The sequence below is a fragment of the Curtobacterium sp. MWU13-2055 genome (assembly GCF_023242305.1).
GTDB lineage: Bacteria > Actinomycetota > Actinomycetes > Actinomycetales > Microbacteriaceae > Curtobacterium.
In genome coordinates, this window is the sequence record NZ_JALLIO010000002.1 from 503984 (window position 1) to 516036 (window position 12053).

At 71.1% G+C, this 12053-nt stretch carries 13 protein-coding genes and 2 pseudogenes; 10 read left to right on the top strand and 5 right to left on the bottom strand.

All coding sequences use genetic code 11. The features are described from left to right. The first annotated feature begins 17 nt into the window (after nt 1-17). Genes M4960_RS07155 through M4960_RS07170 form a run of 4 tightly spaced genes read left to right on the top strand, consistent with a single transcriptional unit; the run spans nt 18 to nt 3613 of the window. A complete protein-coding gene (locus tag M4960_RS07155; RefSeq protein WP_165932389.1) occupies nt 18-1475 on the top strand; it encodes an MFS transporter in 1458 nt (485 codons plus the stop codon). A 46-nt stretch (nt 1476-1521) separates the two neighbouring features. Then, complete coding sequence (locus tag M4960_RS07160; RefSeq protein ID WP_248703868.1) at nt 1522-2145, top strand: isochorismatase family protein; 624 nt, start codon at nt 1522-1524, stop codon at nt 2143-2145. After that, nucleotides 2142-2798, top strand: a complete 657-nt coding sequence (locus M4960_RS07165) for a TetR-like C-terminal domain-containing protein (RefSeq protein WP_131846590.1) — start codon at nt 2142-2144, stop codon at nt 2796-2798. Before M4960_RS07160 ends, M4960_RS07165 begins: the two co-directional genes overlap by 4 nt. Continuing rightward, nucleotides 2795-3613 carry a GntR family transcriptional regulator gene (locus M4960_RS07170; protein ID WP_131846589.1) on the top strand — a complete coding sequence of 273 codons (819 nt, stop codon included), beginning with the start codon at nt 2795-2797 and terminating at the stop codon, nt 3611-3613. The genes M4960_RS07165 and M4960_RS07170 overlap by 4 nt, the downstream gene beginning before the upstream one ends. Nucleotides 3614-3633: 20 nt before the next feature. On the opposite strand, the gene M4960_RS07175 is transcribed toward M4960_RS07170, so the two are convergent. Beyond that, complete coding sequence (locus M4960_RS07175; protein WP_131846588.1) at nt 3634-4665, bottom strand: YeiH family protein; 1032 nt, start codon at nt 4663-4665, stop codon at nt 3634-3636. Nucleotides 4666-4722: 57 nt separating this feature from the next. On the opposite strand from M4960_RS07175, the gene M4960_RS07180 reads away from it, so the two are divergent. Next, nucleotides 4723-5388: a hypothetical protein gene (locus tag M4960_RS07180; protein ID WP_248703869.1), complete on the top strand. Its 666-nt coding sequence runs from the start codon at nt 4723-4725 to the stop codon at nt 5386-5388. A 15-nt stretch (nt 5389-5403) separates the two neighbouring features. On the opposite strand, the gene M4960_RS07185 is transcribed toward M4960_RS07180, so the two are convergent. Further along, nucleotides 5404-6009, bottom strand: a complete 606-nt coding sequence (locus tag M4960_RS07185) for an LppP/LprE family lipoprotein (protein WP_248703870.1) — start codon at nt 6007-6009, stop codon at nt 5404-5406. A 64-nt stretch (nt 6010-6073) separates the two neighbouring features. On the opposite strand from M4960_RS07185, the gene M4960_RS07190 reads away from it, so the two are divergent. From M4960_RS07190 to M4960_RS07205, 4 genes and pseudogenes are all read left to right on the top strand, one after another. After that, complete coding sequence (locus M4960_RS07190) at nt 6074-6895, top strand: alpha/beta hydrolase (protein ID WP_248703871.1); 822 nt, start codon at nt 6074-6076, stop codon at nt 6893-6895. A 146-nt stretch (nt 6896-7041) separates the two neighbouring features. Further along, on the top strand, nt 7042-7386 hold the full coding sequence (locus M4960_RS07195; protein WP_123939340.1) for a hypothetical protein: 345 nt from the start codon (nt 7042-7044) through the stop codon (nt 7384-7386). 75 nt (nt 7387-7461) lie between these two features. Then, nucleotides 7462-7554 (top strand): annotated as a pseudogene (locus tag M4960_RS07200) (DivIVA domain-containing protein); the annotation flags it as partial. 39 nt (nt 7555-7593) lie between these two features. After that, nucleotides 7594-7716, top strand: a pseudogene (locus M4960_RS07205) (DivIVA domain-containing protein); the annotation flags it as partial. A 102-nt stretch (nt 7717-7818) separates the two neighbouring features. Here the strand turns inward: M4960_RS07205 and M4960_RS07210 are convergent. From M4960_RS07210 to M4960_RS07220, 3 genes are all read right to left on the bottom strand, one after another. Further along, nucleotides 7819-8970, bottom strand: a complete 1152-nt coding sequence (locus M4960_RS07210) for a Gfo/Idh/MocA family protein (protein ID WP_132099814.1) — start codon at nt 8968-8970, stop codon at nt 7819-7821. Continuing rightward, nucleotides 8967-9800, bottom strand: a complete 834-nt coding sequence (locus tag M4960_RS07215) for a sugar phosphate isomerase/epimerase (RefSeq protein WP_248703872.1) — start codon at nt 9798-9800, stop codon at nt 8967-8969. The genes M4960_RS07210 and M4960_RS07215 overlap by 4 nt, the downstream gene beginning before the upstream one ends. A 99-nt stretch (nt 9801-9899) precedes the next feature. After that, nucleotides 9900-11264, bottom strand: a complete 1365-nt coding sequence (locus M4960_RS07220) for an MFS transporter (RefSeq protein WP_248703873.1) — start codon at nt 11262-11264, stop codon at nt 9900-9902. A gap of 132 nt (nt 11265-11396) precedes the next feature. Here M4960_RS07220 and M4960_RS07225 point away from each other — a divergent pair, with 132 nt between their 5' ends. Further along, nucleotides 11397-11981, top strand: coding sequence for a TetR/AcrR family transcriptional regulator (locus tag M4960_RS07225; RefSeq protein ID WP_248703874.1), 585 nt, complete (start codon nt 11397-11399; stop codon nt 11979-11981). Nucleotides 11982-12053: the final 72 nt, after the last annotated feature.

Here is a 12053-nt window from a genome sequence, read left to right on the forward strand (position 1 = left end):
GACGACGCGCCTGGCAGGTGCTCTGCGCCTCGAGCCTGAGCGTCGTCCTCGTCTTCATCTCCTCGAGCGCCCTGCTCGTCGCGCTCCCCGACGTCAGCCGCGACCTCGACGCCAGCGCGGTGCAGTCCAGCTGGGTGCTCCTCAGCTACATGCTCACCACGACCACCCTGATCCTGGTCTTCGGACGGATCGCCGACCTCGTCGGTCGGCGCCGCCTGTACATCGCCGGCATCCTCGTCTTCCTGCTCGCCTCGCTCGCGTGCGGGTTCGCCCCGGACGCCGCCGTCCTGCTCGGCGCCCGGCTCGTGCAGGGCGTGGGTGCGGCGGCCATCGTCACGAACACGACCGCACTGCTCACCGACGTCTTCCCGGAGTCGATCCTGTCGCTCGGCCTCGGCCTGAACGCCACCGTCGCCGCGGTGGGGCAGGTCATCGGCCCGGTCGTGGGCGGGCTGGTCGCCGAGTCCTTCGGGTGGCGCTGGATCTTCCTCGCCGGCGTGCCGATCTCGCTCGCCGGACTCGTCTGGTCGCTCCGGTTGATCCCGCACAGCACCCGTCCCCGTTCCGGCGAGCGCCTCGACGTACCGGGATCGATCCTGTCCGTCGCGGCCGTCGGCCTGCTCGTCGGCGCCGTCTCGATGGGTGGCTCGATCGGCTGGTCGGCCGTCCCCGTCGTGGCGATGGCCTCGGGCGCAGTCGTCCTCGGCGGCGTGTTCGTGTGGACCCAGCGCCGGGTCGCGCACCCCCTGGTCGACCCGGCGATCTTCCGCGACCGCGCCACCATCACCCTGTTCTCCGCCGCCGGGCTCTGCGCCCTGTCCAGCTACGCACTGGTGCTGCTGGCGTCCCTGTCGTTCCAGGCCGTCGACGGCAAGGACGCCGTCGAGGCCGCCCTCTGGGTGCTCCCCACCCCGATCGGCACGACCGTCGCCGCCGTGACCGCGGGGTTCCTCGCCCGTCGCGTGGCCGCCAGGACCCTGTCGACCATCGGCATGCTCCTCATCGCCCTCGGCGCCGCGGTGCTCGCGGTCTCCCTCGCCGACGGCAGCGCCTACGTCGTCACCGCCACCGGCCTCGGCGCGGTCGGGGTCGGGACAGGCGTGTTCATGACGCCGAGCACGTCCGCACTGATGACCCGGGTCCCGGAACACCGACGCGGCATCGCCAACGCCATCCGCTCCGCCCTGCAGAACGCCGGCTTCCTGTTCTCGACGGCCCTCGGACTCGCGATCGCGACGGGCGGCCTGTCCGCCTCCCAGGCGGCAGCCGCCTACGACGGCAGCCTGCTCGGCCTGCCGGCCGGCGACGTCCAGGTGTTCGTCGACGGCGTCCGCGCCGCAGCGCTCACCTTCGCCGGCTGCGCGGCCCTCGGTGCGCTCATCGTCGCGTTCGGTCCGTTCGGACCACCCGACCGGGAGGCACCACTCCGGCCCGACAGGTCGGGTCCGGTCCCCGAGCCGGGGGCGTCCACGTGACCGTCCCCACCCTGGCAACGACCACCCACGACGGAAGCAGGACCCCATGACCGACGACCACCAGGACTACGCGGCGGCCGGGTTCACCGGCGCGCTGCAGCCAGGACGACGCGCTGCGCTCGTCGTCGTCGACCCGGTCCGCGCCTACGTCGACCCCGACTGCGGGCTCTACGCCGGGGTCGAGGAACCCGTCGAGCGGATGCGGGAGCTCACGACCGCTGCCCGCGCCGCCGGGGTGCACGTGGCGATCACCACCATGGCGCTGTCCGCCGACGGGTCGAACGCCGGGGTGTTCTTCCGCAAGGTGCCGGCGCTCGCCGCGTACCTGCCGGGGGCGTCCACGGGGGCGTTCGTCGACGGGCTCGAGCCCCAGGGCGGGGACACCCTGGTGCCCAAGCAATACCCGAGTGCGTTCTTCGGCACCTCGCTGGCTGCCGACCTCGTCGCCCGCGGTGTGGACACCCTGTTCATCGCGGGGCTGTCGACGAGCGGGTGCATCCGCGCGACAGCCACGGACGCCATGCAGCACGGGTTCGTCCCGATCGTCGTGCGCGAGGCGGTGGGCGACCGGTTGCCGAGCGTGCACGAGGCGAACCTGTTCGACATCGCCGCCAAGATCGGCGAGGTCTGGAGCATGGACCGGGTCCTCGAGCACTGGGACGCGGCATGAGCCCCGCGACGAGCACCGCGGCGAGCACGGTGACGAGCACCGCGGCGCCGGTCCGCGGTCGGCCCCGGAGTGCCGCCGTCGGCGAGGCCGTCTACACGGCGTGCGTCGAGATCCTGGCCGAGGGCGACCCGCGCGCGTTCACGATCCGGGCCGTCGCCGACGCTGCCGGGGTCGGGGCGGCGACGATCTACCGGCGGTGGTCGAGCAAGGAGGTGCTGCTCACCGAGACCGTCATCCGGTTGATGGAGGAGCACATCCCCACAATCCAGGACGCCCCGATCGCCGAGGGGGTCCTCGGGCTCACCCGGGGGTGGGTGCACGCCCTGGTCGCGACTCCGGTCGGCCGCGCACTCCCGCTCATCGTGGAGACCGCGTCGCACGAGCCGCGCGTCGCCGAGGCCGTCACCGAGTGGCACCTGGACCGGCGGCTGCGGGTGAACGCGATGCTGCAGCGGGCGATGGACGCCGGCGACCTGCGCCCGGACGTCGACCTCGGCATCGCCGTCGACCTGCTCGGCGGACCGACGTTCTACCGACGCGTGTTCGTCTCACTCGACATCCAGGCGCCCGACTACCCGGTGCGCCTGGCCCGGGAGTTCCTGCGCTGGGCCGGCTGGACCGGCGACGTCTCGACGGTGGGGGTGGCCTCGTGACGGGGATCGTGCCGGAGGAGTTCGCCCCGACCGCGGCCTGGACCGACATGGGCGTCGGGACGACCCCGTCGGCGCCGGGGCACTGGATCGGGTTCAACCGACGTTCCGACGCAGCGCGCCAGGTGTCCGACCTGATCCGGGCCGACATCGTCGCCGGCCGGTTCACCGGCCCGCTGCCGTACGAGTGGGAGCTGCTCGACCTGTACGGCACGACCAGGAACGTCCTGCGGGCTGCGCTGACGTTGCTCAAGGAACAGCGGCTGCTCACCCGTGCACCGCGATCCGGCACGTTCGGTGTCCGGCCCGTCGCCTCGGTGAGCCTGGCCCGCACGTCCGACGAGGTCACGATCTACGGCGAGACGGCCGGCGGCAGCGTGTTCGAGTCACCCCGGCTCAGCATCGTGCACCTGTGCGTGCAGCAGGTGACCGCGCCGGAGACCGTCCGACGCAACCTGCAGATGACCGGCAGCAGCGCGTTCTTCGTCGAGAGCCTCATCTCGTTCGACGGCGAACCGAGCCGGGTCCGGACGAGCTGGGTGCCGCACGAGCGCTTCCCCGACCTGGTCGCCGAACCGCTCACCGAGTACGTGCCGGACGTGCTGGTCCGGAAGGCCGGTGCGCGTCCGGAGGCTCGACGCTTGCTGCTGAGCACCGTGAACGCCGACCAGTGGACGGCCGACCTGCTGGACATCGACCCCGGGCAGGCGATCTTCCACATCGAGCGGCTGATGTGCCTGGCGGACGGGACGCCCGTCGAGTACGGGTTCTCGCGGTACCGCGGCGACCGGGCGGTGATCGACTCGCGGATCATCTGACCCCGGCGCGGCTCCGCGTCCTACAGCAGGCCGAAGACCGCCTGCGCGCCGAGGCTCGTCCCCGCCACGAGCACCCAGAGCGCGATGCCGAGCAGCATCGGACGGAAGCCGGCACGTCGCAGCGCCGCGAAGTCCGTCGAGCACCCGATCGCCGCCAGGGCCACCGTGATGAGGAACGACGCCGCCGTCGAGAACCCCGGGGCAGCCGCAGCCGGCAGGGCCCCGACCGTCCGGAGCAGCACCACCACGAGGAACCCGATCAGGAACCACGGGACCAACCGGAACACGCGGAACCCGCTGCGCGACCCCGTGTCGGGCGCGAGCTGCTCGCGGGAGGCGCGTCGGGCCTCCAGTCCGGCCAGCCCGATGACGATCGGGATGATCATCAGGGTGCGCACCAGCTTCACGACGACCGCGGTGTCGGTCGCCTGGCGACCGTAGACCGTCGCGGTGGCGACGACGGACGACGTGTCGTTCACCGCAGTGCCCGCGAACACGCCGAAGGCGTGCTGGCTGAGGCCGAGGGCGTGGCCGAGCAGGGGGAAGGCGAACACCGCGGCGATGTTGCAGAGGAAGATCGTCGACATCGCGTAGGCGACGTCCGCGCTGACCGCACCGATGACGGGCGTGACGGCCGCGATCGCGGACGCACCGCAGATCCCGGTCCCCACGCCGATCAGGGTGCGGAGGGCGCTCGACACCCGCAGCAGACGGCCGATCCCCCAGGCGGCACCGAGGCAGACCACGAGGGTCGTCAGCATGACCGGCAGGGTCTCGCCGCCGATGCGCAGGACCTCGCCGATCGACAGCTGCGCGCCGAGCAGGACCACCGCGAACTGCAGCACACGACTCGACGAGAACTTCACGCCGGGAGCGAGCACGGCGAGGGTGCCGCCGGTGCGCCGACGGACGAGCCAACCGAGCACCGCGCCGATCAGGACGGCGGGGACGGGTCCGCCCACGACCGGGACGACCGATCCGATCAGGGTCGCGACGAGGCCGATCGCGACGGCGACGGCGACACCGGGTGCGGTGGTGCGGGCGAACTGCATGGGAACAGCATCTCGTGCTCGCGGCCGTCGTGCGGTCCAGCCGGGCAGGATGGTGCGGTGGAGTACTCGGGCGAGCGGTGGGTGCAGCGGCTGCGCGACGGCGAGATGCCGAAGCGGTGGCCGTTCCTGGTCGGCCTCACGATCGTCACGGTGGCCGGCGGGATCGGGGTGTACTTCTCGGCGACCCACCTCGACGGCATCCTGCACTCGGACGCCCGACGCCCCTTCGCCGTGCCGTTGTTCTCGGTGCTGCTGCTCGGGTTCGGGCCCGTGGCCGCGGTGCTGTCCTGGCTGCGCGGGCGGCGCGACCGCGTGGTGCTGGACCGGATCCGCCGGAACGGGACCACAACGCGCTTCCACCTGCCCGTCCTCCGCTCGGGCCCGTACGCCGCCGACGACTTCCCGGACCCGAGGCCGGAGCTGTGGACGGTCGACGCGGCGGGTCTCCACGCGTGGTCACCCGAGCGCGACGATCCCGTGTTCGACCTGGTGTGGGACGACGTCAGGACGATCGAGCTGGCCTCGACGGACGTCCGCGGACAACGCACCGACACCGGGATCTGGATCGTCACCGAGGCGGTGGGTCGGTTCGTGCTGCTGCCGCGCGCAGTCATCGGGCGGCCGTTCGGCGCGAGCGTGACGAAGATCCACATCCTGATGCAGGTGCTCCGGTCGCTGCGGCGGGAGTTCGATCCGCACCACGGAGCGCGCGAGCGCCGCTGAGCCGCCGACGCCGGATCAGCCGACGGGCGGGACCTCGCCGGTCATGTCGACGCGCTCGGTGCCGTCGTTCCAGATGTACGTCGCGGTGGTGCGACCGGAGGCGTCAGCGTTCGCCTCGTTCGCCTTCGCGTACGTGTAGGTGACCTTGATCGAGGCGTCGGCCAACCGTTCGACAACCGGCTCGAACGCGTACTGCTCGGAGGTCGCGGTGCCGAGGTACCGGCCCTGGTGGAAGAGCAGGATCGCGTACGGCGACCCGGCGGTGCCGAACTCGGGCGCGACGACGGACCAGGACAGGGAGGCGCAGGCGTCGTAGCCGGTGTAGTCGGCGTTCGCGGCGTCCCACTTGGTGTCCTCGAGGCCGGCGGGTGACGGCAGCGCAGCGATCCCGGCGGCTGCTGCCTCGGAGCCGCTCGCGGGACCACAGGTCGCGGTGGGCGTCGGTGTCTGGCTCGGCGTGCTCGTCGGCGTCGGGGTGGCTGCCGTGTCCGTCGGCGCCGCGGTCACGGTCTCGGTGACGGTCGGGGTCGCGTCGCCACCGTCCCCGCCGCCGGAGCAGCCGGTCAGCAGGGCGACCACGGCCGCGCCGGTCAGGAACAGAGCAGTCTTCGAAGTGCGCACCACTCCACGGTGCACCGACCGAGGTGTCGGCGCTCGCATCGTTACCGGCCCGTAGTCTGCTGGCATGCGGGGAGAGGGCATCGGGGCGTCGGTGGACGTCGTGGACGACCACGTCGTGGGTCCGCACGGACCGGTCCCGATCCGGCGCTACCGACCGCAGTACCCGGCAGCCGCTCCGACCCTGGTCTGGCTGCACGGGGGTGGGTTCTTCCGGGGCGACCTCGACCTGCCCGAGTCGGACGCCGTGGCCCGGGTGCTCAGTGCCCGCGGCATCCCGGTGGTCGCCGTCGACTACCGCCTCGGTCCGCTGCCCGGCATGCCCTGGATCGGGCGGACGGGTCCACGAGCACGCCGACGTGCACCGCATGCACGCGACGAGGTCGTGACGGTGCTCCACTCGCTCGCAGAGGAGTGTCCGGCCGGTCTGGTGCTCGGTGGCGCGAGCGCTGGAGCGTGCCTCGCCACCACCGCGATCCCGTCCGGCCCCGCGCTGGCCGGCACCGTGCTCGCGTACGGGTTCTTCCACGCGCGGATCCCTCGCGACCCAGCGGTGCAGCGTCTCGTGCGCGGGCACCGGCGGATCACGCACGCTCCGCTGTTGCTCGACGCCGCGAACCGCACCTACGCCGGGCCGCTCGGCGCCGGAGCGTTCCCAGTACCGGAGGACCTCAGCACGTTCCCGCGCACCCTGGTGCTCGACGCCGAGCGGGACACGATGCGCGCATCCGGCGACCGGTTCGCACGGCAACTCGGTGCCGCGGGGGTCGATCTCGAACGGCACGTCCTGCCCGACAGCCGGCACGCCTTCCTCAACCGACCGGACAGCATCGACTTCGCGGCTGCCGTCGACCTGATCGCTTCGTGGATGGTCCGTCGGCCCGTCTGAACGTTCGAGCGTGTGCGACCGTCGGACATTCCGGTGACGCCACGACGAACCGGACGTATCCTGCTGTCGGAAGCAACGGCGGTTCCGAACACCCTTCGCCACGTTCACCGTCGTGGCGTCCCGCCTCTGCGACGAAGAGTCCTACCGTGACCGAACACCTCATCGAGTACGTCGCCCGTGACCGCACGGGCATCACCGCCGTCGTGACGACCACCAGCGTCATCGACGTCGACACCGTGATCCAGCACATCCGCTCCGGACACACGGGCTACTACGTGGCTGCCGACTCCTGGAAGCGCACGCCGGTCCGGAGCATGTCGTTCATCGGCGGCACCTACCTGTTCGCGAACTGGGACGGCTCGAAGCGGAACATGCTGCACGACCTGGCGTTCCGGTCGCCGACGCGCGCGGTCCCGACCGCGCCGCCGTCAGAGTCCCGCTTCGCGCGGTTCCTCGACGCCGTGTTCGGCCGCCGGCTCCCACAGCGCTGAGCTGCCAGTACCGCCGCTGCCCCTGCCCGTTCGCAGGCCCGTGAGAGCATGACGGGCATGCAGAAGGGGGAGCAGATGCTCGCGAAGGACGTGTCCGACAAGCGGTTCCGACCGACGAAGTGGCGGGAGGGCTACGACCAGGGCGAGGTCGATGCGTTCCTCGACCGGATCCAGACCACCCTCGCCGGGTACGAGCAGGGGCGACCGGTGGATCCGCTCACACCGGAGCAGGTGTCCGCCGCCCGGTTCCAGCCCACGAAGTTCCGCGAGGGCTACGACCAGGACCAGGTCGACGACTTCCTCGACGAGGTCGTCATCGCGCTCCGCCAGCACGCGGTGCGCTGAGACCGACGTTGACGCGGAACGACACCCCCGTCGTCGCACGACGTCGGGGATGTCGTTCCGGGTCGATCCCGGCAGTCGATCCAGCCCTCAGACCTGCGCGCCCTCCAGCGTCGCCGCGAGCGGGTCGAAGTCCTCGGGCAGCGACGCGATCGGTGCGACGGTCGACTCGACCTCGATGAACGAGCGGGCGGCGATGGACTCCTCGACCGCGACCATGGTGTCGAGCACGTGGTACCCGACTTCACCGGTCGCGATGTGCGAGCCGCCGCCACGGATGGCCCGCGCCATGTCGAGCACGCCGAGCCCACGGCCGACGGTGGGCTCCTCGTCGAGCAGCACGTCCCACTCCTGCGAGAAGGGGAAGGACGCATCGGCGGTCAGCGGTCGCGCGATCCGGATCGGGTGCCCGCCACCGAACGTGTTCGGGTCGGGCAGGACGATCGTGCCCTCGGTCCCGTTGACCTCGAACACGCCGTGCCGGAACAGCGGGGTGTCGAACGACAGCAGCGACTGTGCGTTGCCACCCTGCTCGAACGAGGTCAGGACGGAGACGTGGGTCGGCACCTCGACGGGGAACGAGTCGCCCGCGTTCGGTCCGACGACCAGCTGCCGCGTCGACCGCGACTGAGACCCAGTCGCGACGACGGAGTCGATCGGTCCGAGCAGGTGCACGAGCGCCGTGAAGTAGTACGGGCCGATGTCGAACAGCGGGCCCGCGCCCTTGGCGTAGAGGAACGACGCGTTCGGGTGGAACACGTCCGGCCCCTGCCACTGCATGCTCGTGACCGCGGTGAGCGGGGTGCCGATCGCGCCCGCCTCGATCGCGCGCTTGGCGGTCTGCCACCCCGGGCCAAGCACGGTGTCCGGCGCGATGCCGAGCTTCAGACCGAGGGAGTCGGCGAGTTCGACGAGCGATGCGGCTGAGGCACGGTCCACGCCGATCGGCTTCTCGCTCCACACGTGCTTGCCGGCACGCAGTGCGTCCATCGAGACGGCGACGTGCGTGGCGGGGAGCGTCAGGTTGATGACGATCTCGACGTCGGGATCGGCGAGCACGGATGCGCCGTCGCCCGAGGCCGCGACACCCCACTTCGAAGCCGACGCCGCGGCGCGCTCCGTGTCGATGTCGCCGATCCGGACGACCTCGACGTCGGGGAACGTCGTGAGGTTCGCCAGGTACTGCTCGCTGATCATGCCGGCGCCGATGAAGCCGATGCCGACGCGTCCGGTGCGGGTCATGCGGACACCTCCGATGCGGACGACGAACCGGCCGGCGCGAGCTGCGCCGCGAGCCACTCGTACGACTGCTGCACACCGTCGAAGACGTCCCCGTCGAACCCGTCGAACTCGATGACGGCGTACTCGAGGGCCGTCGCCGCACGCAGCGCCTCGGCGAGCCGGACGTCGCCCTGGCCGGCCGGGGTCTGGTCGGTGGGGATCGTCGCGGTGGAGATGTCGTCGCGCATCGGACCGTCCTTGACGTGCACGGCGACGATGCGGTCACCGAGCTCCTCGATGAACGCGACGACGTCGATGCCCGCAGCCGATGCCCAGTAGAGGTCGAGCTCGAGCACCACGGCCGGGTCGAGCAGCGACGCGAGCACCTGCAGCGCAGGCTGGCCGTCGATCTGCGGCCGGAGCTCGTGGTCGTGGTTGTGGTAGCCGACGCGCAGACCGTGCTCGGCGGCCTCGACGGCGGCGGCGTTCAGCCGTGCGGCGACGCGCTCGACGCCCTCGCGGGTCGTCCACGCCTCGGGCCCGACGAACGGGTCGATGACGATCTCGAGGCCGAGTTCCTTCGCCGCGGCGAAGGTGTCGGCGTGCGACGGAGCGGTCATGACGGTGCCGTCCGGCAGCGGGATGGTCTCCTCGACCAGGAACGCGTGGCCGGTCTTCGCGGTGATGCCGTGGGCGTCGAACGCGGACTTGAGCTGCGCTGCTCGGTCCACGAACGCGAACGCTTCGACGGTGTCGAAGCCGATCTCGGCCAGGCGGCGGACGCCGCCGTCGAGGTCGGGCTCCAGCGCGGCGTTCACCGTGTAGAGCTGCAGGGAGATGGCGGGAGCCATGTCGGGTCCTTTCCGGGGGTGGTACAGGTGACTGCCTGGAGGCGCGACTCGCGTTGCAGACGCACGCCGCGCCTCCAGGCCGCTGGTTTGGTGCGGTGCCTACCGGACCGACTTGATCGGCAGGATGACGAGGGCGCCGAGGATGACGGCGACGCCGGCACCCCAGAGCATGAGCGTGTAGTTCTGACCACCGCCGATGCCGAGCAGGAACAGGCCGACGGCCGGAGCGAGCGACTGCGGCAGCGCGTTCGCGATGTTGATGACGCCGAGGTCCTTGCCGGGGCGTTCCGGGTCGGGCAGCACGTCGACGATCAGGGCGGTGTCGATGGCAGCGTAGATGCCGAAGGCGAAGCCGAGGACGATCTCGGCGAAGTAGAAGCCGCCGACGGTGTCGACGTGGGCCAGGATCACGAGGCCGACCGCGGTCAGCGCAGTGGAGCCCCAGACGAACACCTTGCGGCGCTGGACGCGGTCCGACACCCAGCCGGAGACGGCGGCGCTGACGAGCAGGGCGACCGTGTACAGCAGGACACCGAACGCGACGACCCCGACGGCCTCGGCCTGCGGCAGACCGATGCGGTCCTGCATGTAGAGCAGGCGGTACGTCGTGAACATGAACGTGCCGAAGGTGATGAGGAAGCGACCCCACCAGGCGAGTCCGAAGTCGCGGTGCTTGAACGGGTTCGTCCAGAACGAGCTGATCAGGTTGATCCAGCTGAACGGCTTGACCGGCGTCGTCGGCAGGTCGTCGCGGGCCACGAAGCAGTAGACGAGGATCGCGATGATCGCCAGGACACCGGGGGCGATGAAGAGGACCGGCAGGTTCCCGACCAGGTACACGGCCAGGTACAGGCCGGCGAGGATGGCGATGTTCTGCGCGAGGGCGATGACGCTCGAGGCCTTGCCGCGCTGGAACTCCGGCACGTTGTCGGCGAAGCTCGCGGTCAGCGTGGCGAGGACGGCGTTCGCCGTGACCTGCGCGAGGACCCAGGCCAGCGTGAGCTGCAGGACGTTCGGCGAGAACGCGAGCCAGGCGAGCGAACCGACGAAGACGATGACGCCGCCGAGCATCCACGGGCGTCGACGTCCCCACCGGCTGCGGGTGCGGTCGGAGATCGCGCCGAACAGCGGGTTGGCGAACAGTGCACCGAGGGCACCGAACGGCAGGACGGAGCCGACCACGGTCTCGGGGCTCGAGGGGTTGAGCTCGGTCGCCTTGATCGACATGCTCACGAAGACCGGCGTGAGCAGGGCGACGAACAGGCCGAACTGGGCGAAGCTGAGGCCCCAGAGGTAGCCGCGGCCCACACGCATCGTGCTGACGGACTGCGTGATCCCCTCGACCGAGAATGCTCGGGGCGCCGCGGCGTCCGAGGCGGTGGCACCGGCGGCTGCGGTGACCGCCGGCGATGCGGTCCCGGCGATGCCGCGGGTGGGTTCTTCCTTCGACGTCGGTGTCGACATGACTCCTCCTCGAGTCATAGGGGGCTTCGGGGCCCTCGAATACCTAGTGCTGCTAGGTGATCGGGACTGTAGCACCGGAAACCTCCGACCGGAAGTTTTTGTCCCGATTGTTGCGCCGGTAGATTGGCACTCGTGACCTCCAACGATGGAATCGGCACCAGGGGCCCCTACGCCAAGGGCGTGCACCGTCGGCGGGAGATCCTCGACCAGACGCTCGACGTCGTCGCCTCGCGCGGGATCGACGGCACCTCGCTGCGCGCCATCGGCGATGCGATCGGGGTCTCGCACGCGGCACTGAAGCACTACTTCTCGTCCCGCGAAGCGCTGCTGGTCGAGGTCCTGCGGGAACGCGATGCTGCCTCGGACCGGGCGCTCGGCGACACGGCCGGGGTCTTCACCCGGCTGGCCTTCGTCGCCGACCGGAACGTCAGCGAGCCGGCACTCGTGACGCTCTACACGACCCTGCTCGGGGCGTCGGTGGAGTCCGGCAACGAGACGGCGCGGGAGTTCTTCGCCGCACGGTTCGACGAGGCACGGGGGAACCTGGTCGCCCAGCTGCACGACGAGCTCGCGGCGTCGGGGCGGCACTCGGACGCCGACCTCGAGCAGGTGGCGTCGCTCATCATCGCGGCGTTCGACGGGCTGCAGGTGCAGTGGCTGCTGGACCGGAACGTGGACATCGCGGGGACGCTGCGGTTGCTGGAGCGGGTGTTGTAGGGACCGTCTCGGAACGACACCGGGTCGACTCAGAACGACACCGGGTCGACTCGGAACGACACCGGGTCGACT